Origin of the sequence: Amycolatopsis balhimycina FH 1894 (assembly GCF_000384295.1) — a bacterium.
Taxonomy (GTDB): Bacteria; Actinomycetota; Actinomycetes; order Mycobacteriales; family Pseudonocardiaceae; genus Amycolatopsis; species Amycolatopsis balhimycina.
Window position 1 is genome coordinate 3,429,252 of record NZ_KB913037.1, and the last position, 22,849, is coordinate 3,452,100.

28 protein-coding genes and 1 pseudogene are annotated in these 22,849 nt (G+C 71.1%); 14 read left to right on the forward strand and 15 right to left on the reverse strand.

The window, feature by feature from the left end; translation table 11 throughout:
• Positions 1 to 158: 158 nt before the first annotated feature.
• On the reverse strand, positions 159 to 317 hold the full coding sequence (locus tag A3CE_RS57405; protein WP_020640835.1) for a hypothetical protein: 159 nt from the start codon (positions 315 to 317) through the stop codon (positions 159 to 161).
• Between the two features lie 420 nt (positions 318 to 737).
• On the opposite strand from A3CE_RS57405, the gene A3CE_RS0114610 reads away from it, so the two are divergent.
• The 5 genes from A3CE_RS0114610 (at position 738) to A3CE_RS0114630 (ending at position 4,308) form a co-directional block, all read left to right on the forward strand.
• Positions 738 to 1,187, forward strand: a complete 450-nt coding sequence (locus tag A3CE_RS0114610; protein WP_020640836.1) for a hypothetical protein — start codon at positions 738 to 740, stop codon at positions 1,185 to 1,187.
• Positions 1,184 to 1,546 carry a VOC family protein gene (locus tag A3CE_RS0114615; protein WP_020640837.1) on the forward strand — a complete coding sequence of 121 codons (363 nt, stop codon included), beginning with the start codon at positions 1,184 to 1,186 and terminating at the stop codon, positions 1,544 to 1,546. Before A3CE_RS0114610 ends, A3CE_RS0114615 begins: the two co-directional genes overlap by 4 nt.
• 82 nt (positions 1,547 to 1,628) lie before the next feature.
• A complete protein-coding gene (locus tag A3CE_RS0114620; RefSeq protein WP_020640838.1) occupies positions 1,629 to 3,299 on the forward strand; it encodes a hypothetical protein in 1,671 nt (556 codons plus the stop codon).
• A 15-nt stretch (positions 3,300 to 3,314) separates the two neighbouring features.
• Positions 3,315 to 3,710: an NUDIX hydrolase gene (locus tag A3CE_RS0114625; RefSeq protein WP_020640839.1), complete on the forward strand. Its 396-nt coding sequence runs from the start codon at positions 3,315 to 3,317 to the stop codon at positions 3,708 to 3,710.
• 229 nt (positions 3,711 to 3,939) lie between these two features.
• Positions 3,940 to 4,308 carry a VOC family protein gene (locus A3CE_RS0114630; protein WP_020640840.1) on the forward strand — a complete coding sequence of 123 codons (369 nt, stop codon included), beginning with the start codon at positions 3,940 to 3,942 and terminating at the stop codon, positions 4,306 to 4,308.
• Between the two features lie 60 nt (positions 4,309 to 4,368).
• Here the strand turns inward: A3CE_RS0114630 and A3CE_RS0114635 are convergent, their stop codons facing one another.
• The 3 genes from A3CE_RS0114635 to A3CE_RS0114645 all read right to left on the reverse strand — a co-directional run bounded on the left by A3CE_RS0114635 (position 4,369) and on the right by A3CE_RS0114645 (position 6,173).
• Positions 4,369 to 5,127, reverse strand: coding sequence for a dihydrofolate reductase family protein (locus A3CE_RS0114635; RefSeq protein ID WP_020640841.1), 759 nt, complete (start codon positions 5,125 to 5,127; stop codon positions 4,369 to 4,371).
• Positions 5,124 to 5,744 carry a hypothetical protein gene (locus A3CE_RS0114640; protein ID WP_020640842.1) on the reverse strand — a complete coding sequence of 207 codons (621 nt, stop codon included), beginning with the start codon at positions 5,742 to 5,744 and terminating at the stop codon, positions 5,124 to 5,126. Before A3CE_RS0114640 ends, A3CE_RS0114635 begins: the two co-directional genes overlap by 4 nt.
• 129 nt (positions 5,745 to 5,873) lie before the next feature.
• A complete protein-coding gene (locus A3CE_RS0114645) occupies positions 5,874 to 6,173 on the reverse strand; it encodes a YciI family protein (RefSeq protein ID WP_026468491.1) in 300 nt (99 codons plus the stop codon).
• A gap of 212 nt (positions 6,174 to 6,385) precedes the next feature.
• On the opposite strand from A3CE_RS0114645, the gene A3CE_RS0114650 reads away from it, so the two are divergent.
• Entirely contained in the window at positions 6,386 to 7,294 is a 909-nt protein-coding gene (locus tag A3CE_RS0114650; RefSeq protein ID WP_020640844.1) for a hypothetical protein, read from the forward strand.
• Positions 7,295 to 7,449: 155 nt separating this feature from the next.
• On the forward strand, positions 7,450 to 8,376 hold the full coding sequence (locus tag A3CE_RS0114660) for a phosphotransferase enzyme family protein (protein ID WP_020640846.1): 927 nt from the start codon (positions 7,450 to 7,452) through the stop codon (positions 8,374 to 8,376).
• On the opposite strand, the pseudogene A3CE_RS55170 reads toward A3CE_RS0114660, so the two are convergent.
• Positions 8,377 to 8,493, reverse strand: a pseudogene (locus tag A3CE_RS55170) (nitroreductase/quinone reductase family protein); the annotation flags it as partial.
• A gap of 64 nt (positions 8,494 to 8,557) precedes the next feature.
• A complete protein-coding gene (locus A3CE_RS0114665) occupies positions 8,558 to 9,385 on the reverse strand; it encodes a hypothetical protein (RefSeq protein WP_020640847.1) in 828 nt (275 codons plus the stop codon).
• A 60-nt stretch (positions 9,386 to 9,445) separates the two neighbouring features.
• Between A3CE_RS0114665 and A3CE_RS0114670 the strand changes: the two genes are divergently transcribed.
• Genes A3CE_RS0114670 through A3CE_RS0114680 form a run of 3 tightly spaced genes read left to right on the forward strand, consistent with a single transcriptional unit; the run spans position 9,446 to position 11,931 of the window.
• A complete protein-coding gene (locus A3CE_RS0114670; RefSeq protein ID WP_020640848.1) occupies positions 9,446 to 10,972 on the forward strand; it encodes an AMP-binding protein in 1,527 nt (508 codons plus the stop codon).
• A 34-nt stretch (positions 10,973 to 11,006) separates the two neighbouring features.
• Positions 11,007 to 11,312 (forward strand): hypothetical protein, encoded by a 306-nt coding sequence (locus A3CE_RS51125; protein WP_020640849.1) that lies wholly within the window; start codon positions 11,007 to 11,009, stop codon positions 11,310 to 11,312.
• Positions 11,313 to 11,361: 49 nt separating this feature from the next.
• Positions 11,362 to 11,931 carry a hypothetical protein gene (locus A3CE_RS0114680; RefSeq protein WP_020640850.1) on the forward strand — a complete coding sequence of 190 codons (570 nt, stop codon included), beginning with the start codon at positions 11,362 to 11,364 and terminating at the stop codon, positions 11,929 to 11,931.
• Here A3CE_RS0114680 and A3CE_RS0114685 read toward each other — a convergent pair.
• The 8 genes from A3CE_RS0114685 to A3CE_RS0114720 all read right to left on the reverse strand — a co-directional run bounded on the left by A3CE_RS0114685 (position 11,928) and on the right by A3CE_RS0114720 (position 19,033).
• Positions 11,928 to 13,034: an epoxide hydrolase family protein gene (locus tag A3CE_RS0114685; RefSeq protein ID WP_020640851.1), complete on the reverse strand. Its 1,107-nt coding sequence runs from the start codon at positions 13,032 to 13,034 to the stop codon at positions 11,928 to 11,930. The genes A3CE_RS0114680 and A3CE_RS0114685 overlap by 4 nt on opposite strands.
• Complete coding sequence (locus A3CE_RS58010) at positions 13,031 to 13,576, reverse strand: dihydrofolate reductase family protein (protein WP_020640852.1); 546 nt, start codon at positions 13,574 to 13,576, stop codon at positions 13,031 to 13,033. Before A3CE_RS58010 ends, A3CE_RS0114685 begins: the two co-directional genes overlap by 4 nt.
• Before the next feature lie 43 nt (positions 13,577 to 13,619).
• Positions 13,620 to 15,932, reverse strand: coding sequence for a molybdopterin-dependent oxidoreductase (locus A3CE_RS0114695; RefSeq protein ID WP_020640853.1), 2,313 nt, complete (start codon positions 15,930 to 15,932; stop codon positions 13,620 to 13,622).
• A gap of 10 nt (positions 15,933 to 15,942) precedes the next feature.
• On the reverse strand, positions 15,943 to 16,968 hold the full coding sequence (locus A3CE_RS0114700) for an LLM class flavin-dependent oxidoreductase (RefSeq protein ID WP_020640854.1): 1,026 nt from the start codon (positions 16,966 to 16,968) through the stop codon (positions 15,943 to 15,945).
• On the reverse strand, positions 16,965 to 17,462 hold the full coding sequence (locus A3CE_RS0114705; protein WP_020640855.1) for an SRPBCC family protein: 498 nt from the start codon (positions 17,460 to 17,462) through the stop codon (positions 16,965 to 16,967). The genes A3CE_RS0114700 and A3CE_RS0114705 overlap by 4 nt, the downstream gene beginning before the upstream one ends.
• Positions 17,463 to 17,531: 69 nt before the next feature.
• On the reverse strand, positions 17,532 to 18,035 hold the full coding sequence (locus A3CE_RS0114710) for a winged helix-turn-helix transcriptional regulator (protein ID WP_020640856.1): 504 nt from the start codon (positions 18,033 to 18,035) through the stop codon (positions 17,532 to 17,534).
• A 32-nt stretch (positions 18,036 to 18,067) separates the two neighbouring features.
• Positions 18,068 to 18,643, reverse strand: coding sequence for a GNAT family N-acetyltransferase (locus A3CE_RS0114715; protein ID WP_020640857.1), 576 nt, complete (start codon positions 18,641 to 18,643; stop codon positions 18,068 to 18,070).
• A gap of 9 nt (positions 18,644 to 18,652) precedes the next feature.
• Positions 18,653 to 19,033 carry a cupin domain-containing protein gene (locus tag A3CE_RS0114720; RefSeq protein WP_020640858.1) on the reverse strand — a complete coding sequence of 127 codons (381 nt, stop codon included), beginning with the start codon at positions 19,031 to 19,033 and terminating at the stop codon, positions 18,653 to 18,655.
• Positions 19,034 to 19,084: 51 nt separating this feature from the next.
• Between A3CE_RS0114720 and A3CE_RS0114725 the strand changes: the two genes are divergently transcribed.
• Positions 19,085 to 20,050, forward strand: a complete 966-nt coding sequence (locus A3CE_RS0114725) for a helix-turn-helix domain-containing protein (RefSeq protein ID WP_020640859.1) — start codon at positions 19,085 to 19,087, stop codon at positions 20,048 to 20,050.
• Here the strand turns inward: A3CE_RS0114725 and A3CE_RS0114730 are convergent.
• Positions 20,007 to 20,624: a TetR/AcrR family transcriptional regulator gene (locus A3CE_RS0114730; RefSeq protein ID WP_020640860.1), complete on the reverse strand. Its 618-nt coding sequence runs from the start codon at positions 20,622 to 20,624 to the stop codon at positions 20,007 to 20,009. The genes A3CE_RS0114725 and A3CE_RS0114730 overlap by 44 nt on opposite strands.
• Before the next feature lie 70 nt (positions 20,625 to 20,694).
• Between A3CE_RS0114730 and A3CE_RS0114735 the strand changes: the two genes are divergently transcribed.
• The 3 genes from A3CE_RS0114735 (at position 20,695) to A3CE_RS0114745 (ending at position 22,758) form a co-directional block, all read left to right on the forward strand.
• On the forward strand, positions 20,695 to 21,159 hold the full coding sequence (locus A3CE_RS0114735) for a GNAT family N-acetyltransferase (RefSeq protein ID WP_020640861.1): 465 nt from the start codon (positions 20,695 to 20,697) through the stop codon (positions 21,157 to 21,159).
• A 122-nt stretch (positions 21,160 to 21,281) separates the two neighbouring features.
• A complete protein-coding gene (locus A3CE_RS0114740; RefSeq protein WP_020640862.1) occupies positions 21,282 to 22,178 on the forward strand; it encodes an NHL repeat-containing protein in 897 nt (298 codons plus the stop codon).
• 241 nt (positions 22,179 to 22,419) lie between these two features.
• Complete coding sequence (locus A3CE_RS0114745) at positions 22,420 to 22,758, forward strand: hypothetical protein (RefSeq protein ID WP_020640863.1); 339 nt, start codon at positions 22,420 to 22,422, stop codon at positions 22,756 to 22,758.
• The last annotated feature ends 91 nt before the right edge of the window (positions 22,759 to 22,849 follow it).

Below are 22,849 nucleotides of genomic sequence, written 5' to 3' on the forward strand. Positions count from 1 at the left end.
GTCAACGGCGGCTTGCTGAAGCGCGCGGACCGACTCGATGACGTCTGAGGGGTCCGGGTTCGTCACAGGCACTCTCTAATGACAGCACAGCCGTTGGCAAAAGGAAGCCCGCCTACCGGTCGAAGATCAGCAGGCGGGCGACGCGAAGCCGGGTGCGGTCAGGGCTTGACGACCTGGTAGCAGCCGGCCGCGCAGTCGGTGTGGACCGGGTGGTCGTGAACCTTGCCGTCCTGATCGGTCCACTGGACCACCGGCTGGGCCGGCTCCTCGACCGGCTCCGGGGTTTCTTCGGGCTTGGTATCCGTGGGCGTCGACATGGTCGATCTCCTCTCCCCTGGGGATCTGCATGGGGACGCAGGCCGTGACGGTGAGTCCCCCTCGCGAGGCCCTCTCCCCGCGAACGGCCCAATGGTTTCACAACGGAGCAATGATCGGGAGAGTTTTTGCTACGGAAAGTCAGTCCGACCCTCGTGAGCAGGCTCGATGTCCCGATCGGAACGTCCTAAAGAGTGAAGTCTGTAACGACGTCCACTACGGACGTGCATCCCGCCATGCGAGGGACGGCTCCGGAGCCACCCGGGGTCACCCCCGAAGTCCACCCGAAGTCCACCCAAGTCCACCCCGGAGCCCCGTGGCGATCCGGGCACGGGCCGTGACCGCCGGTCAGCGAACGGTCCTTTGTGGACACTGGGTCGCCGGTCGGTAACGCTGGTGTGTCCGGACGGGATGTTCCCGGCATGGGGGCACCGGAAGCCGAGACCGAAACAACCACCCGGCCCGGCCGCGGCCTGGCGATCGCGTCGCTCGCGATCGGCGCGTCCGGTTTGACGCTGGCGGTCGCGACCTGGGCGGCCTGGCTGATCATCCGGCCGGAGCTGGTGTCGGCGTGGGTGTACTCCTGGGTCGCGCAGGCGTTCGTGCTGGTTCTCGGCGCCCTGTGGTTCGCCCTGCTGCCGATCAGCGTGCTGGCGCTGGTCTTCGGCGTCTGCGCCGGCGCGCGTACCCGGCCGGGTTTCGGCCGGATCGGCGCCACCCTGGCCGTCGTCACCGCGCTGCTGGCGTTGGCGGGTGCCGCGGTGTTCGCGACGACGTCGTGGCGGCACGTCGGCCCGCCGGTCGCCTACTTCGACACGCAGACCGGATCACCCCGGCAGGGATCGGCCCGGGTGGGTATCACCCGATCATGAAGCTCACCTCCACCGTGCTCGGCACGCCGGAACCCCGCGCGCTCGCCGAGTTCTACTCGAAACTGCTCGGCTGGCCGATCCGCACCGACGAACCGGAGTGGGTGACGCTGCGCCCGGACGACGGCGGCGCGGGCCTGTCGTTCCAGCTGGAGACCGGGCACGTCCCGCCGGTGTGGCCACCGGCCGACGGTGCGCAGCAGATGCAGCTGCACCTCGACATCGAGGTCGACGACCTCGAGGAGGCGACGGTGGCGGCGACCGCCGCGGGCGCCGTCCTCGCGGATTTCCAGCCACAGGACGACGTCCGCGTGTGCTTCGACCCGGCCGGGCATCCGTTCTGCCTGTGGACGCGCGCGTGACGTGACGCCCCGCGTTCGAACGGTCACAGGATCCGCTATCTTCGCCAGAGGTCCCTGTTCCCGGCGAACGGAGTTGAGTCCTGTGGGGGTGCACCGGATCTGGCACCACGGACTGGTCCCCACCGAGGGAAAACGCCCCCTGGACGCCTTGCGCAGCAGGTTGATCACCCGCCAGCGGCAGCACGACGGCTACACGGTGACCGACCTCGGCTCGTCCGACGACGGCGGATCGCGCCGGTGCGACCTGAAGTTCGCCTACGAAGGCAGCGGGGGCCGCTACTCCGTTCAGGTATTGCTTTCGCTGTGCTACCACGCCGGCGAGGACCGGGTGGCGTGGCTGCTCGCCGCGGCGTGCACGCGGCCGTGGCGCAGCTGCCACGAAGCGCCCGCGCAGCGGATCGGGCTGGAGGAGCTGGGCGCCAGCGGCAACGACGAAATCCCGATCGAAACGCCGGTGCTGGCGATGCGTGGCTGGTCGCGCAAGGAATGCGACCACCTCGCCGACCTGCTGGGCGAGGCGCTGGTGGCGCCGTGGCGGACGTCGGCGGTGCTGGTGCTCACCGAGCCGCCTACGGTGCCGGTCGAGGGCTGGCCCGGCCTGGTCAACGTGTTCGACGTCGACGACCGCTTCCGCCGCACCCTCAACCGGCACCTCCCGCTCGGCTGCGCGGTGCCGCTGGGCGCGCGGCTGTACGCGCCGCCGTGCGACCAGCTCCCGGATTTCGTCGAGACCGCCAGCCCGGTCTCCGGCGAGGCCCTCGAAGGCGCGATCACGCAGCTCATCCAGGCACGCGGCCGGACGCCCCTGCCGGCCGAGTGGGCGGAGGTGCCGAGCGTGCGAGCCTGGTACGAGGCCGATCCGTTCGCTTCGCCGGAGCACGAGCCCGACGCCGGGCTGACCGAGAAACTCAACCGCGCCGAGCGCGAACTCGCGGAGGCGCGGGGCGTGATCACGATCCTGCGGAAGAAGGCGAAGGCCCACGCCGAGGCGCGGGATCGGCACGCCTGCGAGGTGAAGGCGCTCCGCCGCCGCCTCGAGGACGCGTGCGCCACCGATGTCGCGTGCCTGCGGAACCAGCTCGCGCAGCTGCAAGAGGAAGTGGACGACTACGCGCGCGCGTTCGAGGAGACGGAGGCCGAGCGCGACGAGCTCAGGCGCGTCAACGGGCTGCTGGCGGGCAGGCTCGCCCGCCACCACGACGCGGACGACGAGGTCGCCGCCGCCGAGCGTCCGCCGGACGAGTTCCCCAGCTTCGCCGAGCTGATCGGCACCGCCGCGGCGACGCTCAAGCACCTCGCGATCACGGCCGAACCGGCCCCGGCCGCGATCCTCGACCACCACCCGAAAGCCGCTGCCTGGCGCCGCAAGGCATGGGACGCGCTCCGCACCCTCGAGGCCTACGCCGGCGCGCGGACGTCGTTGCTCGCCGCGGGCCAGGACCCGGGGCCCGAGCTCTCGGACGTGCTCGCGTTCGCCCGCACCGGCCAGCCGGGTTCGCTGATCAGTGCCAACATCATCGCCCTGGCCGAATCCGACACGGTGACCACGAACGAACGGCTCCGCCAGGCCCGCACGTTCCGCGTCGATCCCCGGACGAACCCGGTGGGCCGCGACTACTTCGGCGCCCACATCGCCTTGGAGCGCTTCAAGTCCCCGGCGCCGCGCCTGCACTTCCTCGACGACACCGACGGCACGGGGACGGTGTACGTCGGGTACCTGGGCGCCCACCTGCCGACGTCCAAGACCAACTGAGCGAGAATCGCGCGCATGACGGAGATCGCGCACAAGCACCTGGCCTACTGCTGGATCGCTCGTGACGACCGGGTGCTGTTCCTCCGCCGCGGGGCCGGCGTGTTCCTCGCCGGGCGGTGGGAACTGCCCGGCGGGACCGCCGAGCCCGGTGAATCCTTCGAGACCACGGCGGTGCGTGAAGTGGCCGAGGAAACCGGGCTGACGGTCCGGGTGACCGGCGAGCGGGCGCGGGATTCGTGGCCCGACATCGCGGGGCGCGCGCTGCGGATCCACGCCTATGTGTACACAGTGGACGAAGACGGGACCGGCGAGGTCGTGCTCAATCCCGCCGAGCACGACGACTTCGCGTGGCTGACCCGGGCGCAGGCCCGGGAGCTGCCGCTGCCGGACCACTTCCGGCGGTTGCTCTAGGTTTTTTCCTTGCCGCAGCGCCATTCCGGGGCGCCGCGGAGGTCTTCGTGTGATGGTCATGTCTCCGACCGTATCCGAACATGCGTGCGAACATCATCGCTGAACCGGGTGATCCCTTCGCGACGGGCCGGGAGCCTTCGGGCGACATCGGCCCGCCTTGACCCATGTCAGGTTCCTGACATACAGTGGGTCATGTCAGGAACCTGACACGAAGAGAAGGAGCACCACCATGCCCGCCACCGGCCCCGACTTCATCTCGCTCCAGGCGCGCGACCTCGCCGCTTCGCAGGCGTTCTACGAGCAGTACCTCGGCCTCGTCCGCTCGCCGGCCGGACCTCCGCACGCCGTCGTCTTCGAGACGAAGCCGATCGCGTTCGCACTCCGCGACATCGTTCCCGGCACCGACCTCGCTTCCGTTGCCCAGCCGGGCATCGGTGCCGCGATCTGGCTCCACGCGACGGACGTCCAGGCCATTCACGACGCTCTCGTCGCCGACGGGCACACCATCGTCTCCGCACCGATCGACGGCCCCTTCGGCCGGACGTTCACCTTCGCCGACCCCGACGGCTACCAGGTCACTCTCCACGACCGCGGCTGAGATGGCCGAACGCCACCGGGCACGGCGGGAAGCCGCAAGAAACCCGGTGCGCCGGCCGGGTCACCGGCCCTGGCGGGGAGTCAAGTACCGCAGCAGGACGCTGGCCCCGTCGGTGAGCACCGAAGCCAGCTCCAGCTCCGTCGGATCGACGACCGGATCGCCGGCCCCGCCGACGGCCGCACGGCCGGCGGTGCCCGCCACCAGGAACGGGGCCACCGTCAGCCGGAACTCGTCGACCACGCCCGCCTCGATCAACGAGCCGAACAGCCTGGGCCCGCCTTCGCAGTCGATGCGGGCGAGTCCCTCGGCCGCCAGGGTCTCGACCACTCGCTCGGCCGACACCTCCGCCTCGCCCACGACGAACACCCGGGCGCCGTTGGCCGTCCACGCGTCACGCAACGCCGGGGAGGCCGCCGAGCACGTGAAAACCAGCGTCGGGACCGTTGCCTTCGTGATCACCGGGGCGTCCGGGGGCAGGGAACGGCCCGTCGTCACCACCGCCACCGGGGCGATCGGGGCCAGGCCGAACCGGTGACGGCGGGCGGCCGTGCGCTCGTCGGGGCGCATGCCCTCGAAACCCTCCGCCATCGCCGTTCCCGCGCCCACCAGGACGACGTCGGCCAGGTCGTTGCCGAGCCGGTAGACGATCCGGTCGGCCGGGGTCGACAGGGCCGCCGAACGGCCCTCGACCGTGATCGCGCCGTCCGTGCTCGACACGAAGTTCACCGCCAGCCAGCGGGGGCCGTCCGGGTAGCGGTACAGCTGTTCGAGGTCTTCGTCGCCGAGATCGCGCCCGGACGGCCAGACCTGCCGGATCACTCCCATCGGACCGCCTTCGCCGGCGGGCGGGTGCCCGCGATGCTCGCCGCCATCTCCGCCACCTGCCGCACCTGGCGCACGTGCGTGGTCCGGATGACCGCCACCCCCGCCGACGCGGCGAGCGCCGCCAGGGCCAGACCACCCGGCGTCCCGTCTCCGGCCACCTCGGCCAGCACGGGGAAGTCACCCGGCGGCGGCGGCGCCGTGCGCAACACCCCGGCGTCCAGGACGGTGCCGTCGGCGGGCAAGCCGGCCGAGCCGGGCACCGAAGAGGCGGCGTAGCCCGTGCCGAACCGGGCCGCGACGCCGGAGAGGTCGGCTCGCGCGACGATCAGGTCGGCGCCCGCTTCGCAGCAGGCGGCGGCGAGCGAAGGGTCCGCGGTGTCGACCGCGACGAACAGGCCGGGGAAAGTCTCCCGCGCCCACGCGACCAGGGGTTCGACCCCGGTTCCGGCGAAACTCACGAGGTCGGCGCCGTCGGCGACGGCGTTCCGGGCGGCAACCTGTGCGGCAGTCTGAGCCGCCGACGGGTCCGGGAGCCCGTCGACCGCGGCCAGCACCAGCGCGCGGTCACCGCTCAACGGGCGGCCCCGGAGAACGAGGTCGGGGGTCTTCATCGCACTCTCCCTGCTGGACATCCGTGCTTCGCGATCATAAGCGAAAGCGGCACGGACCAGCGGGTGAGCGTTCTTCGCCGGCAGGTGGCGGGGCGTCGTCGCCGGGCCACCCGGCCGTGGGCGGACTCCTCAGGAGGCGATGGCCTCGTTGATCGCCAGCAGCTCCTGGGCGGTGCGCGTGGCGGTGAACTCGATGACGTCGTACCTGGCGAGCCGCTGGACCACGAACGGATCGGTGGCGAGCACGGCGTCGAGCTTGCCGCGCAGGCAGGAGCGCGTCAGGATCACCTGGTCCGCCCGGCCGTCACCTTTTCCGGCAACCAGGAAAATTCCTTTCGTGAATTGTTTGCGCAGCCAGTCCGAATGGTCCGGTAGCGCGTAGTCGACTTCCGTTTCGGGCGCTGTGTAGGTCAGCAGTGCGATGTACATGTTCGCAGAGTAGAACTCCGCCGCCGACCTCGCATCCGCCTGCAGAGTGGCACCGGACACGGGCACCGTTAATATTCCGTCAAGAACGATGGAATTCCTTTACCCATGCTTTTTCGACATTCTCACCGGCTGCCGTACGCGCGTCGTCGTACGTCGCGGTGTCGCCGCCGGGCCGACGCGGTGCCCCGGTCCGCGGGGCGACACTCGGCGCCATGAACGCACTGACCCGGATCTGGCACGACGGCAGGCGAGCCGAGCGGATCGCCTACGCCGTCGGCGCGGCGCTGTTCCTGAGCGGCACCGTGCACGCGATCGTGCTCATCGCCACCGGCGGTTCGTGGCTGGGGCCGCTGTCGATGCGCAAGGCCGTCACCTTCGGCCTGTCGTTCGGGCTGACGCTCGCGTCGGTCGCCTGGGCGACGTCGTTCCTCACCCTCCGCCGCCGCCTCCGCAACGCCCTGCTGGGCGCGTTCACCGCCGCGAGCGTCGTCGAGGTCGCGCTGGTCAGCACGCAGGTGTGGCGCGGTGTGCCGTCGCACTTCAACTTCGAGACCCCGTTCGACAACGCCGTCTCGATGACGCTCGCCGCGGGCGGCGGGGTGATCATCCTGACCGTCATCGGCTTCACCGCCGCCGCACTGGTGGAGCCGGGACCGGACGCGCCGAGCCTGCGCCTGGCCCTCCGCGCCGGCCTGGTCGTGCTGCTGATCGCGCTGGCCACCGGCGCGGTGATGATCGGCCGCGGGGTCGTGGCGGCCCGCGGCGGCGACCCGCAGCTGGCCTACACCACAGCGGGCGCGCTCAAGCCGCTGCACGCCGTGGCGATGCACGCGATCCTCGTGCTCCCCGCCGTGGCCTGGCTGCTGCAGTTCACGCGGTGGCCCGAAGCGCACCGGATGCGTGTCGTGCTGCTCGCCGTCGTCTCCGACGCCGTGCTGACCGCAGTGATCGGCGTGGAGTCCTTCACCGGCATCTCGCCCTTGGCCGCGCCGCTGCCCGTTATCGCCCTTTCCGTGCTGGCCACCGCTGTGCTCGCCGGCAGCGGGATCTACGCGTTGTCCGGCATTGAACCGGCCGTCCGATTCCCTCGTGTCTCCGTTGGGAAGGCAAGGGGCCGGTAATGCGGCGGACGGAGACCACGCGTGCGGCACGGTATGACCACCAGCGCCCTTTTCCGGCAGGATCAGGCCCCCGGTCCGGCGTTCTTCTCTGTGGCCGTCGAGCTGGTCTCGCACGCCCGCGAACCCGAACGGCCGATCAGCTGAGCACCTGGGCGATGGCCGACTTCCAGGCGAACAGCCGGCCGTTCGCCGAGCTCGACCGCTCCGGCCGCACCCGGCGACTGCGCCGGCTCGCCGAAGCGGCCTTGACCGCCTACGACGTGCCGGTGGCCCGGCTGACCCCGCTGGGGCACGGGCTCAACACGACGTTCCGCGTCGACGGCGCGGACGGCCGCCGGTACGTGCTGCGGGTGCAGCGGCCGGACGGCCCCGGTGCCGTGCAGGTGCGGTCCGAGCTGGCCTGGCTCGCCGCGCTGCGCCGCGAAACCGACCTCGTCGTCCCCCTGCCGGTGCCGACGCGCGGACGGGACCTGGTCACCGTGGTCGCCGACCCGGCGGTGCCCGAACCCCGCACCTGCGTGCTTTCCCACTGGGTCGAGGGCCGGTTCGTCGACGAGCGGCTCAGCGCGCCCCAGCTGTACGCGGTCGGCGAGTTCACCGCGCGGCTGCACCTGCACGGCGCGCGGATGAACGGCCTCGACCGCGGCCGCGTCGACGACCTGACCGACTTCGGCCGGACACAGGTGGACGGCTTCTCCGCGGCGGTCGTCGACCGGGCGGTGGCACTGGCCGGGGGCGACGAAGGGATCCGCGAGACAGTGGCACGGGCCCGCGCGGTCCGAGCCGAGCTGGGGTACGGCGCCGACGTCTTCGGACTGGTCCACGGCGACTTCCACCAGGAGAACTACCTGTTCCACCGCGGCCGGGTCGGCGCGGTCGGCTTCGACGGCTGCGGGTTCGGGCACTACGCCTACGACCTCGCCGTGGCCCACGCCGCGCTCGGGCGCCTGCCGCAGCGGGAGGAACTGCGGGAGGCGCTGCTCGACGGCTACCGGTCGGTGCGCCCGGCCGCGGCGTCGACCGATCCGGCCGTCCTCGACGCGTTCGCCGCGCTCCGGAACCTCCAGCTGCGGCTGCGCTGATGTGACCAGCGGGTTGTGCCGGATGTTGTGATACCACGCGGGATGCTTCGGCGAGCCCATCGCCGAAGCGACGACAACCAGCCGGCCGTCGATGTCCAGAACGCAGAACGTGTCGATCTCAAGGGGGCTGAAGAGCCACCACCTCCGTGAGCAGGCCCGTCCGGGGCGCTCCGGCACGGGATCAGCGAGCGGCGTCGGCGGCTTTCCGCGCTTCCTCGGCGGCCGCGTCGGCCTGCTCGTAGGTCTCCTTGGCCTTTTCGAACTCCGCGGTCGCGCGCTCGGCGCGTTCCTCGGCCTCGGCCAGGCGCTCACGCAGGTCTTCGACGCGGGCCGTCGCCTGCTCGGCCGTGCGTTCGGTGCGGACGAGGTCGCGCTCGGCCACCGCGCGGTCCTTGGCCCGCTCGGCCGCTTCCTTGCGCAAGCGGTCGCGTTCCGCGCGGGCCCGCGCCCGCTCCTCTTCTTCGCGGCGGTAGTCCCGCTTCGGCTTCGCCGGTTCTGCCTTGTCGACCAGCTTCCCCGGGCGGTTCCCGGTGGCGGGCGGCACGCTCGCGGCCAGGGTGAACCACTGGTCGGTGTCCTGGTGCGCCACCGACGTCAGCCGCCCGGCGACGGCGAGCGCGGCCGTGCCCGGGTCGGCCGCGACGGCTTCCAGCGTCGCTTCGACTTCGCGGGACACCGAGTCGCTCATCGGCGGCAGCTCGTGGACGATCCGCCGCACGAGTTCGCCGCGGCGGCGGGTCAGCGCGCGCAGTTCGTCGCCGGCCAGCCGGGTGTGCGCGTCCCGCAGCTCGTTCCCCAGCTCCGCCAGCTCACGCAGCGGGCCGGCGTCCGCCCGGGCCAGGCGGTTGACGATCGCCGCGGCCGTCGTGGGCTTCCGCAGCTCACGAATCTTGGCCGCGAGCTCGGCGTCGCCCTCGGCCTTCGCCGCCTTCGCCGCCGCGTTGCGCGCGCTGACGAACTCCGCGAGGTCGCCCCCGTAGAGCTCGCCGGCCACCGTGTCGAAGTCCATCGTCTCCAGCGAACCACATCGGACTGGTGTGAGCACCTGCGAAGAGTCATCATCGGGGGCATGTTCTTCGATCTGGGTGTCCGGGACTTCCTCGACCGCGCGGAAACGGTGTACCCGGACCGCGTCGCGGTGGTCGACGAGCCGGACCAGCCCGCCCCGAGCTGGGGTTCGCTCACCTACCGCGAGGTGGCGCGCCGGGCCCGCGCGCAGGCCGCCAACCTCGACGCGCTGGGCGTGCCGGCCGGCGGGCGCGTCGCGATGGTGTCGCACAACGCCGCGCGCCTGCTGGTTTCGTTCTTCGGCGTGTCCGGCTGGGGCCGGGTCCTGGTACCGGTCAACTTCCGGCTCGCCGCGGCCGAGGTCAAGTACATAGTGGAGCACTCGGGGGCGGAGGTGCTGATCGTCGACCCCGAGCTGGAGCACCTGCTGGACACGGTGACGGCGAAGCACGTCTTCGTCCTGGGCCGCGACGACGAGGCGATCTGGGGCGGCGACGGAACACCCCGGCCGTGGGCGGGCGACGAGTCGGCCACCGCGACGATCAACTACACCTCGGGCACGACCGCCCGGCCGAAGGGCGTCCAGCTGACCCACCGCAACATCTGGCTGAACGCCGTCGTCTTCGGCCTGCACACGACGTTGACCGACAACGACGTCCTGCTGCACACCCTGCCGATGTTCCACTGCAACGGCTGGGGCATGCCGTACGCGGTGACCGGGCTCGGCGGGCGGCACATCGTGCTGCGGAAGGTCGACGGCACCGAGATCCTGCGGCGGATCGCCGAGCACGGCGTGACCATCCTCTGCGCGGCTCCCGCAGTGGTCACGGCCGCGCTGGACGCCGCCGCGAAGTGGGAAGGTGAGATCCCGGGCCGCGACCGCGTCCGGATCGTCGTGGCCGGCGCCCCGCCGCCGACACGCACGATCGAGCGGGTCCGGGCGGAACTGGGCTGGGAGTTCCTCCAGATCTACGGGCTCACCGAAACCGCGCCGCTGCTGACGGTCAACCGGATGCGCAGTGAGTGGGCGGACCTGGACCCGCACGAGCAGGCCCGGCTGCTGGGCCGCGCCGGCACCCCCGCGCTGGGCGTCCGGATCTCCGTCGACACCGACGGCGAGGTGCTCGCGCAGTCGAACCACAACCTCGACGGCTACTGGGAGAACCCTTCGGAGACTGCTCGGGTACAGGAAGGCAACTGGTTCCACACCGGCGACGGCGGTTCGTTCTCGGAGGGGTACCTGACGATCGCCGACCGCAAGAAGGACGTGATCATCTCGGGCGGCGAGAACGTGTCGTCGATCGAGGTGGAGGACGCGCTGAACTCGCACCCGGCAATCCGCGAGGCCGCGGTGATCGGCATCCCGGACGAGAAGTGGGGCGAGCTGGTGACGGCGCTGGTCGTGGTGGACGGTTCCGCGGTCACGGCCGAGGAGCTGATCGCGCACTGCCGCGAGTATCTGGCGGGGTACAAGTGCCCGAAACGGATAGAGTTCCTGGATGAGCTTCCTCGGACGGCCACGGGCAAGATCCAGAAGTTCAAGCTCCGCGAGCCGTTCTGGCGCGGTCAGTCGAGGCAGGTCAACTGAGCTGCGGTTCTTCTTCGACGCGGGCTCGGACACGGTGCTCTGGGGCGGGCCGGGTCCCGCGGACCTCGACGAGCTGCCGATCAGCCCTTCGCTGCGCGCGGAGCTGGACGACCTCGCGGCGCAGTACGACGAGTCGATGAACTGGGACTACCCGCCGGACCCCGGGCCGTGGCGGGAAGCGCGGTGCGAGCGGTTCAACGCCGACGTCCGGGCCGCACTGGCCCGGTTGCGCGCGGAACTGGGGCCGACATGGGAGATCGAGGACGGATTCAGCGAACTGCACGAGGATCCCGGACTCGACCGCCAGCTCGCCGGCCCGAAGGGCTTCAAGCAGGTGTAGCGCCGCGGCGACCGACCGACCAGATTGCCACGACGAGAGGCGGACCAACGTGCAGGCGTTCCTCCAGCAACTGCCGGCGCTGATCGGGGTCGTCATCGGCGCGCTCGCGTCCTTCGCGGCGACCTCGGCCGCCGAACGCTCGCGCTGGCGCAGGACCCAGTCGGTGCGCTGGGACGAACGGCGGCTCACCGCGTACGCCGAGTACGCCTCCGCGGTCAAGAAGGTCATCAGCCTCTCGGTCCGGATAGCGGCGCATCGCGGGATCCACCCCGACATCGACGCGCTGCCGCCCGAGGAAGGCCTGCCCGCCCTCGCCGCGGCCGAAGAAGAGCGCACGGTCAAGTGGGAGACCGTGCTGTTGCTGGGAACCGGTAGCACCGTCGTCGCAGCGCGAGCCTGGCACGAGAGCGCGTTCCGGTTGCAGCGGATCGCCTCCGGAAGGGAAGTCGAACTGTCGTGGTCCGAGGCCATCGACGCGGTGAGCAAGGCGCGCCGCCGGTTCTACGAAGCCGCGAAGGCGGACATCGGGATCGCGCTCGGAGACGTGCCGGAAAGCTACGATTGGCAGATCAGCCGGCTCATCGCCGCCGACAGCACCCCGCCGGAACGGAACACCTAATGCACCAGGCGGAAGAACGTCCGGACTTCGTTGACGAACAACTCGGGCTGCTCGTAAGCCGCGAAGTGGCCGCCTCGGTCCAGCTCGTTCCAGTGCCGGATGTCCGTGTACCGCTTCGCGGCCCAGCGCCGCGACGGGCGTGGCATTTCCGCCGGGAAGATCGAACACCCCACGGGGATGTCGACCGTGTCGTCGGTCGCCTCCGAGAACCACTTCTGGACCTTGCGGATGCTCTCCCAGTACAACCGGGCGGACGAAGCCGCGGTGCCGGTGAGCCAGTACAGCGTGATGTCGTCCAGCAGCTCGTCGCGGGTGAACGGGAAGCCGTCGGACCAGGCGTGGAACTTCTCCACGAGCCAGCCGCACAGGCCGGCTGGGGAGTCGAGCAGGCCGTAGCCCAGAGTCTGCGGCCGGGTCGACTGCAGGACCGAATACCCGTCTTCCCAGCGCGAAGCGTGCTCCAGCGCCGCCAGTGCGGCCCGTTCCGAGAAAGTCAGGTCGTCGAACGTCGCCGGGTCGGGGGCGGCGATCGGCGGATTCAGGTGGATGCCCGCCAGGTGCGTCGTGTCCTGCTGGGCCAGCGACGTCGTGATCGACGTCCCCCAGTCGCCACCCTGAGCGCCGTAACGCGAGTACCCGAGGCGGGCCATCAACGACGCCCACGCCGCCGCGATCCGCTCGATGCCCCAGCCCGGCGACGACGGCTTGTCGCTGAAACCGTAGCCCGGCAGCGAGGGGATCACCAGGTGGAACTCCGCCGAGAGCGGCACGATCACCTTGGAAAATTCCACGAACGAGCCGGGCCAGCCGTGCGTGAGGATCAGCGGCAACGCAGCCGGATCCGGCGAGCGCACGTGCAGGAAGTGGATGCGCAGCCCGTCGATTTCGGTGCGGTACTGCGGAAACCGGTTCAGCCGCGCTTCCGTGCGACGCCAGTCGTACTCCGAAGCCCAGTATCCGCACAGCGAACGCAGGTACCCCAGCGGCGTGCCCTGGCTCCAGTCGTCCACCGGCTCGGCCTCCGGCCAGCGGGTCCGCCGCAGGCGCGAGCGCAGGTCCTCGAGGTCGGCCTCGGAGACTTCGATCCGGAACGGCGAGATCACGCCGGCACGTACGTCAGCTGGACGACGCCGTTGCCGAACGTCGCCGACTTCCGCAGCTCCAGCGGGAACGACGGCCCTTCGTCGGGGAACAGCCGTTTCCCGCGGCCCACGACGATCGGGTGGAGCAGCAGGTTCAGCTCGTCGACCAGGCCTTCGCCCAGCAGCCACCGCACCGTCGTGGTGCTGCCGCTGGTCATGATGTCGCCGCCCCGCTCGGCCTTCAGCGCCCGGACGGCCTCGCCCGGTTCGCCCGTCAGCAGGGTCGAGTTGTTCCAGGTGACCTCCGACAGCGTCGACGAAAGCACGTATTTGCGCACGTTGTTCATGAATTCGGCGCCTTCGTCGTCCTCGACGGTCCGGCCGGGCCACGCCTCCGCGAACCCCTCGTACGTGACGCGCCCCAGCAACATCGCGTCGGCCGCCGCCATTCCGCTGCCGACGGCCTGGCCGATTTCGTCGCTCCAGTACCGCAGCGACCACTTGTCCGGCGCTTCGACCACGCCGTCGAGGGAGATGAACAGGTTCGAGACGATCTTGCGCATGAGCCCCCTTTGGTCAGGGGTCCCACTATAAACCGCCGAAACGTCAAGACCGTCCACTTGCGACGGTTTCGCGCACGCGAGCGCTGTCCGACTCCGCCCGCGCCCGTTCCTCCTCCGTCGCCGGTTCCAGCCGCGCCGGGACGTCCTTGTGGTGCGGGGTGCCGGCGATCGGGTCGCGATCCCGGGCGTCCGTCAGGAGGTTGATCCGCGGCCCGCTCACCACCCGCCGTCCCTCGGCGTCCGGATGCGCCATGCCGTAGCCGTGCGGCAGGGCCAGCTGTCCCGGCCGCAGCCCGGGATCGGCCTCGGCGCGGACGACGACCCGCCCGGCCGCCGTCACGACGGCGACCCAGTCCCCCGGCTCGGCGCCGATCGACGCGAGCTCCTCGGGACGTGCCCGCAGCGCGCCGTCCGGATCGGTGCGGCGCCAGTGCGGGTCACGCAGGATCTGGTTGGCGTTGTGTGCCCGCCGCTGCCCGTTGAGCAGCGAAAACGGATACTCCGGCGCCGGCCGGTCGGTGGCCGGGTCGAGGGCGGCCAGCCAGTCCAGCAGCTCCGGCACGGCCAGCTGGACGCGCTCGCGGCGCATCAGGCTCCACACCTCGTCCTGCTCGTGGGCCGAGAACGGCGTGGGGCCGGCCAGCACGCGCGAGAAGAGCTCCTCCCCCAGCCGCGGCCCGGTGGCGTCACTGCCCAGCGCGCGCTGCACCTGCACGGTCATCGACTTCGCCGCGCGGTGGCAGCCCGCCCACAGCGGCGCGATCGACGCCGCGCCGCCGGGCAGCGACGCGCCCAGGGTGCGGTAGAGCAGCACGGGCAGCATCGCCGCCCGCTCCGGCAGTTCCTGGACCAGCGCCGCGATCCCGGCCTGCAGCTCCGGACGCGGCCTGGCGGCCAAGGAGGCGAGAGCCTCGGACGGCGGCAGTACGCCCAGCGCGTCGAACAGCCGCGTGTAGATCTCGGCTTCCACGAGCGTGCCCGGCAGCGGGTCCAGCAACGGCGGGCGCAGCTGGAAGTAGTTCGTCGGCCATTCGAAGGTGAAGAGCGTGAACTCCCACTTCTCGTGCTGGGACGCCGCGGGCAGGACGTAGTCGGCCAGCGCCGCGGTCTCGGTGTAGGCGACGTCGACGACCACCGACAGCTCGGCGGCCCGCAGCGCGCGTTCGACGTCCCGCGTGCCCGCGAACGTGTTCGCGGGATTCGACGATTCGACCCACACCGCGCGCACCCGGTTCGGGTGGCCGGCGAGGATCTCCTCGGCCAGGGTGTTCGCCGGGAGCAGGCCGCCGATGTACTCGAACCCGGTGATCTCCGAGCGCTGCCCGGTCGTCGCTCCCCACAGCGGCAGCAGCCACGAGTGCAGGTTGTTCGTGCCGCGGCGGCCGAAGTGCCCGGTGAGCAGGTACAGCAGCTTCTCGAGGTAGCTGTTCAGCGTCGAGTTCCGGCCCTGCTGGATACCCAGCTCGACGCGAACCGTCATCGCCTTCGCCGCGCACATCAGGTCGACGGCCCGTTCGACGTCCACACGGGACACTTCGGCGTGCGCGATCCACTCGTCCACCGGTACTTTCGCCAGCACCGCGGCGACCTCGGCGAAGCCTTCGGTGCGGGCGGCGAGGAACTCCGCGTCCTCGGCGCCGCGCTCGAGCAGCAGCGCGAGGATCGCGGCCAGCAGGTACGCGTCGGTGCCCGGGCGCAGCGGGAGGTGCAGCTCCGCCATTTCCGCGGTCTCGGTGCGGCGCGGGTCGATCACGATCATCCTGCGCGCGGGGTCGTTCTTGATCGTGTTGAGCGCGTGGCGCGCGTTGGTGAACCCGTGCGCCAGCCAGGGGTTGCAGCCGAGCACGACCAGCAGGTCGCAGTGCTCGACGTCCTCGGCGGTGTGCACGCTCGTCGAGCCGAACATCCGGCCGTTGACCCAGAAGTCGCCGGTTTTCTCCTGCGAGAGCGCGTTGAAGTGGCGCGTCGAGTTCATCCACTTCAGCAGCGACGCGCCATACGCGCCACCGGAGTGGTTGCCCTGGCCACCACCGCCGACGTACGCGAACGAGCCGGGCCGCCCGGCCGCGGTGTCGGCGTCCCGGACGGCGTGCAGCTTCGCGGCGATTTCGGTGAGCGCGGTGTCCCAGCCGATCGGCTCGTGGGTACCGTCGGGGCGACGCCGCAGCGGCGTCGTCAGCCGGTCTTCGTGGTCGCCGTACCAGGTCAGGCGCTGGGCTTTCTGGCAGAGGTAACCGCCCGAGCGCGGGTGTGCCTTGTCGCCGCGGACGCGGGTGATCTTCCGGCCGTCGAGCTGCACCTCCAGCCCGCAGTTGAGGTAGCAGAGACTGCACGCGGTGCGCTGCCACTCGCCCATGGCGTTCCCTTCACAGCAGGTCCAGCGCGCGGCCGAGGGTGGTCAAGCGCGCTTCGAGCGTTTCGCCGGCCGGGTACAGCCGGACCGTGTCGATCCCGGTGTCACGCCAGACACGCAGCCGTTCCCGCACCATTTCTTCGGTGCCGATCAGCGTCGTGCCGAGCACCATCTCGTCGGTGACGAGCGCGGCGGCGCCGTCGCGGTCGCCGGCCTGCCAGCGCTCGCGGATCTCGGCGGCGACGTCCGCCCAGCCCTGACGGCTGTAGGCGTTGTTGTAGAAGTTCGTGGTGGCCGAGCCCATCCCGCCGAGGCTGAAGGCGAGTTCCTTCTTGCGGCCGCCGACCATGGCGCGCAGTTCGTCTTCGTTGTCGGCGAAGGCGACTTCGGCACCCTGGCAGACGTCGATGTCCTTACGCTGCCTGCCCGCCTTCGCGAGTCCCGCGTCGAGGTGCGTGAAGTACGCGTCGGCGCCTTCGGGCACGAAACTGGTGCCGAGCCAGCCGTCCGCGACCTCGCCGGTGAGCTCCAGCAGCTTCGGCGACAGCGTCGCGAGGTAGATCGGGATGTCCGGGTTCGGCGCGGTGGACAGCCGCATCGGCCGGGCCTCGCCGGGCAGCGGGATCTCGAAAGCCCGGCCGGAGAACGAAATCTTCTCCCCGGCGAACGCCTGGCGGATGATCTCGACGGTCTCCCGCATCCGCGTCAACGGCTTCGCGAACGGAACGCCGTGCAGGCCTTCGATGACCTGCGGCCCGGACGGGCCGAGGCCGAGCGAGAACCGGCCGCCGGACAGGTCGGCCAGCGTCAACGCGGCCTGCGCGATCGCGACCGGCGTACGCGTGCCGAGCTGGACGATGCCCGAGCCGAGCCGGATCCGGTCGGTGCGGGCGGCGAGGTAACCGAGCGCGGACGGCGCGTCCGAGCCCCAGGCTTCGGCGACCCAGCAGACGTCAAGACCGAGTTTTTCCGCCTCCAGAACGAAATCCAGCGTCGTGCGCGTGTCTTTCGAGAACTCGACTGTCGTCGCCGTTCTCATCGGCTTTCGACCCGCGCCTTGATCGCGGCGAGGTTGCTCTGCATCGCCGTCTCGAACTCCCGCATGCGGACGAAGACGATCTTCTGTTCCTTTTCCGGCATCCGGTCGATGGCGTACGACAGCCCGGACCGGCCCGGGCCCATCCGCATCCACTGGCTCAGCCGGGTGCCGCCGTTTTCGGGCTCGAGGGTGAACTTCCAGACCGCGCTCGGCTCGTCGGGATCCTGCACGGCCCACGCGAAGACGCGCGGCGCTTCGCACTCCACGACGTAGGAGGTCGTCTCCCACTCACCGAAGGCGTCGTGCTTGCTGCGGCCGACGAACTTGCGGCCGACCGCGCCGTCGCACCAGGCGACGGACTGCAGTTCGGCGCTCATCTCGGGCATCAGCCCGATGTCGGCGACGACCGGCCAGACGTCCTCGGGCGCGGCGTCGATCCACGTGGAGACCTCGGCCGTCGGCAGGTCGGCGTACCTCGCCCCGGTCCACTCCATCGTGGTCGCACTCCTCTCGAAGAGCCGTCTGACCACGATAGTTGCGTAGATAGACCTACCCTGTCAACGTCACTCCTGCCGCGCGAAGCGGTCCTCGACGTCCGGGCGGCGCGCCAGCCGCGGCGGGAAGCCGGGGCCCCGGCGCATCCGCGTGTCGTCCGGCGTCATCGGCTCGCCGCACTCGGCGCAGGCGATTTCGGCGTGCGTGTCGTGCCCGCAGGAGACGTGGTGCACGGTGATCGGCGGGCCGGCGTCGGCGGCGAGCCACTTGTCACCCCAGCGGGTCATGGCGAGCAGCACCGGGAAGAAGTCGCGGCCCTTCTCGGTGAGCACGTAGTCATAGCGCACCGGCTCGGCCTGGTAGGGCACCTTCTCCAGCAACCCTTCGTCGACCAGCCGCTTGAGCCGGTCGGCGAGGGTGTTGCGCGCGATCCCTAGCGCGTGCTGGAACTCGTCGAAGCGGCGCACGCCGTAGAAGGCGTCCCGCAGCACCAGCGGGGTCCACCAGTCCCCGAGCAGATCCATGGTGCGCGCGATCGAGCACGGCCACTGCGCGAACGATGTCCGTTTCATTCGGCCGAGAGTACGCCGTTTCAGAGAGAGACTCAGCAGGTCAGCCGCATGACGACGCGCCGTGCGGTGGGATGGCTGACTTCGGAGAACCCCGCGTCGGCGAAGATCCCGGCCGTGCCGACGAACAGTTCCGCTGGCCAGGCGACCTGCTGCCCGGGCGCGACCAGCATCGGGTAACCCTCGACCGCGCGGGCCCCGCGCTCGCGAGCGAAGCTCGGAGCCGCCTTCGCCAGCGCGGCGCTCACCCCGCGGCGCCGGAAGCCCTTGCGGGTGACGAAGCAGGTCACCGCCCAGACGCTGTCGTCGCCCGGGTCCTCGTCGCGGCCGGCCCAGACGACGCGGCTGCCGAGCAGGTGCGGGTAGGCGGTGCGCGGCTCGACCGCGCACCAGCCGGCGGGCTCGCCGTCGAGGTAGGCGATGAGCCCGGTGGCGCGCTCGGCGGTCTGCGCCCGGAACCGCTCGGCGCGCTCCGGCGGGGTGCCCGCCCGCCACTGCGCGGGCGTTTCCTTGAAGTACTGGCACCGGCAGCGGGCCGGATCCCCGCGGTCGCCGAAGATCGCCTGAAGATCCGCCCAGGACGCTTGGTCGACCGGTACGACAGTGAGCATTCCCCGACGTTAGACCAGATGGCCCGTCGTGACGTCAACGTGGTCGGGCACTTCGTCGTGCTCGTCGCCGACCGTGAGCGTCCCCGCCGGTTCCACCAGCAGCACGCTCGCGCCGGTCTTCGACGACGGCTTGTGGAACGTGCCCTTCGGCACCACGAAGACCTGGCCGCGGGCCAGCGTGACCACGCGTTCGTCCGGATCGCGCAGGCCGATCTCGATCTCGCCGTCCAGGACCAGGAAGAACTCGTCGGTGTTCTCGTGGACGTGCCAGACGTGCTCGCCGTCGAACCGGGCGAGGCGGATGTCGTAGTCGTTGACGCGGGTGACGATCCGCGGGCTCCAGGCGGCGTCGAAGCTCGCCAGGACTTCGTTGAGGTCGATCGGGTTCATGCCGCCATGCTCGTCCTGGCGTGCCCGGCCCGGGAGTGCTAGGAATCGCACATGCCGCAAGAATTCTCGCACCGGGTCGTCGCGATCGTCACGGAACAGTCGAACCCGTTCGAGATGGGCGTGGCGACCGAGCTGTTCGGGCTCCGGCGCCCCGAGCTGAACCGCCCTTGGTACGACTTCACGCTCTGCGCCGCGACGCCGGAAGTGCGGATGAACCTGGGCATGTTCACGCTGTCCGGGGTCGCCGGGCTCGAAGCCGCCGACACCGCGGACACCTTGATCGTGCCCGCCCGGCCGGACACCCACGTGCCGACGGCGCCGGCGATCATCGCGGCGATCCGGCGGGCCGCCGACCGCGGCGCCCGGCTGGTCAGTTTCTGCACGGGAGCGTTCGCCCTCGCCGAGGCGGGCGTCCTCGACGGCAAGCGGGCGACGACCCACTGGCAGTGGGCCGCTTCGCTGGCCGAGCGCTTCCCTCGCGTGCACTGGGAGCCGGACGTGCTGTTCATCGACGAGGGAACCGTCCTCACGGCGGCGGGCAGCGCGGCTTCGCTCGACCTGGGCCTGCACCTCATCCACCGCGACCACGGCGCCGAAGTCGTCAACGCGGTCAGCCGCCGCCTGGTGTTCACCGGCCACCGCGACGGCGGGCAGCGGCAGTTCATCGCGCGGCCGGTGCCCGCGGTGCCGGAGACGTCACTCGCGCCGGTCCTCGCGTGGGCGCTCGAGCGGTTGGACACGCCGCTGACGGTCACCGACCTGGCCGCCCGCGCGTCGGCCAGCCCGGCGACGCTGCACCGGAAGTTCCGCGCGGAGCTGGGCACCACCCCGCTGGCGTGGCTGACGACGGAACGAGTGACGCTGGCCTGCCGCCTCATCGAGCGCGGCGAACTCCGCCTCGACCGCGTCGCCGCGGCCAGCGGCTTCGGCACGGCGGCGAACCTGCGCCTGCAGCTGCGGCGCCACACCGGTCTCAGCCCGAGCGCCTACCGCCGCCGCTTCGGCCCGGCGGCGTGATCTCGGCGAGCGCCCTGGCCAGCACCTCCCGCTGCACCGGCACCGGGTAGGCCTCCGGGTCGGCCGCCGCCAGGACGTTCAGGCCTTCCACCAGCGCCACCAGGCCCTTCGTCGCCCGTTCGAGGCGGTCGTCTGTCCATTCCGGACGGACCGCCGCGACCAGCCGCCGGATCCGGGCCAGGAACGAGTGGTTCGCCGCGCGGTGGCGGTCGGCCAGGTCGCCGTCGGCTAGGGCCGCGGCCAGGAAACCCACCCACACGCGGGATTCCTCGTGGTGGCCGTGCGGCAGGTCGACGGCCTGGCCGAGCACCGCCGTCAACGCGCCGGCTGCGTCAGCGCTCGCCGCTTCGGCCGCGTCGGCGCGGACCGCGGTGCGTTCGTAGAGCAGGTCGCGCGCGTGCAGCAGCAGCGCCTTCTTGGTCGGGAACGTGTGCATGACCAGCCCGGTGGTGCAGCCGGCACGCTCGGCGACCGCGCGCAGCGTCAACCCCGGCAGGCCGTCTTCGGCGAGCACCTGCCACGTCGCGTTCGACAGCAGTTCCCGTTGTGCCCGCACGTCACGCTGCTTCGGCATCGAGCCTCCTTCCCGGGAAGCGTAACAGGTGCTACGGTAACGACTGTTACGAAACAGGGAGTGCGACCCGATGATCGACTGCACACTGACGATCACCCCGGTGACCTGGGGCGATCCCGACGCCGTCCGCCTGCGCGAGGCCCAGCGGACCGAGCTCGACGCCCGCTACGGCACCGACGACCACGAGCCCGGGGCCCTGCCGACCGCCGAGACCGTCGCGGTGTTCCTCGTCGCCAGGAACACGGCGGGGACCGCCGTCGGCTGCGGCGGGATCCGGCTGCTGGGCCCGGGATCGGGCGAGGTCAAGCGCATGTACGTCGAGCCGGCGGCCCGCGGCACCGGCGTCGCGGCCGCGCTGCTGCGCGCACTCGAAGACCACGCGCGCGATCTCGGCGTCACGCGGCTGCTGCTGGAGACCGGCACCGGGCAGCCGGACGCGATCCGCTTCTACCAGCGTGAAGGCTACGAACCGATCGAGGCTTACGGGCCCTACCGCGGAGAACCGCTCTCGCGCTGCTTCGCGCGCGACCTGTGATCGGTTTTCCGATGGCCGCCCCAAGCCGGGCTATTGGCGGCGGCACACGTGAGAGGCCTACGGTCGAAGGCACGGCGATCTGGGGTTCTTTTCGCCGTTCCCTTCACGAACCGGAGTTTCCCTTGCATATCAAGCAGATCGGCGTCGCGCTGGCCGCGGCCGCTGTGTTCGCCCTGCCGGCCGCGCCCGCCGAAGCGACGTCGAGGATCGTTCCCCTCGACCTCGCCGCCGGGCAGCAACCGGAAAACATCGCGCTGGAGCCCGATGGCTCCGCCGACCTCACCTTCGCCTACACCGGCGAAATCGGCCGGGTAACCCCCGGCGGGCAAGTAAGTGTCATCGGCCGGATTCCCGTCCCCGCCGATGGTGACGTCCCGGTGGTGCACCGGAAGCTGTTCCTCGGCGGCATCGTGCGGGCTCCCGGCGGCGACCTGTACGTCGCCGTTTCCACCGGCACGGCGGCGACGGGTCTCTACCGGGTGCGGCCCGGAACCGCGCCGGTGCGGGTGGCCGCGCTGCCACCGTCCGGCTTCCAGAACGGCGTCGCGCTCGATCCCGCCAGTGGCGACGTCTTCGTCGCCGACTCGTTCGGCTCGGTCGTCCGGCGCGTCTCGCCGCGCACCGGGCAGGTCACCGACTGGGCCGGCGGCGACCTGCTCGCCCCGGTGACCGGCTTCGGCGCGAACGGCGTGAAAGTCCACGACGGCGCGGTGTGGGTGTCCAACCTGGACCGCGGCACGCTGGTCCGGTTCCCGCTCACCGGAGAACCGGGCCGGGTCGTCGTCACCGGGCTCGGCCCGGTCGACGACTTCGCCTTCCACGGCGGCACCGTGGTGGCGGCCGTCAACCAGGAGAACCGGGTCGTCACCGTCGGTCGCGACGGCACCCGCACCATATTGTCCACTTCGGATGGTCTGGCCAACCCGACGTCGGTCGCGGTCCGCGGTGACACGCTGTACGTCGCCGACAGCGCTTACTTCGGCGGCTCGCCCAACCTGCTGCGCACGTGCCTGCGGTGACCGGATTCGGCACGTGCATCCGCACGCGGATTGTGCACGCGCTTTCCGGTGATCTCGCGAAATGGTTGCTGTGAACCAAATCCACCGGTAAGTTGGCGAACCCCGGTGCCAGTCATCGGTCACCGGGGTTCGCGCTGCTCGGCGGGAGCGGGAGACTCCCTCCAGAGAGCGCTTTCCGGCGGTAGGGGTCACCGCCGGGTGCAGGAGGGATTGCAGTGCCTTGGTGTACCGGGGAACGGTCATGGCCGACCACGTGACCGAGCCGTACCTGGTCGGCGTCGAAGCCATCGCGGGCGAGCTGCTGCGCGGGAAGTGGTGTGTCTACCTGCACGAATGGCTCGGCGACGACTTCGACCTCGAGGGCTGGCGAGAGCTCGTCGCCGCCGAGGCCGAACGGTCCGGCGTCGAGGTGTGCTTCGTGCAGATCCCGCGCAAGGACATGACGCTCGTAGCGAACGTCCGCGCGCTGCCCAGCTTCGAGCAGGTCACCGAGTCCGTGGCGGCACTGGAGCACTACCGGGGCCTCGCCGCGGGACGCGGGTGGCGGGGCGCCGCCACCGGCCGCCGGTCGGCCCAGTGACACGAGCGCGATCGCCGCGCCCGTGCCCAGCAGCTCGGCACCGCCCGTCATCCGGCCGGACAGGTTCTCCACCGAACCAGAGCGGGAAATC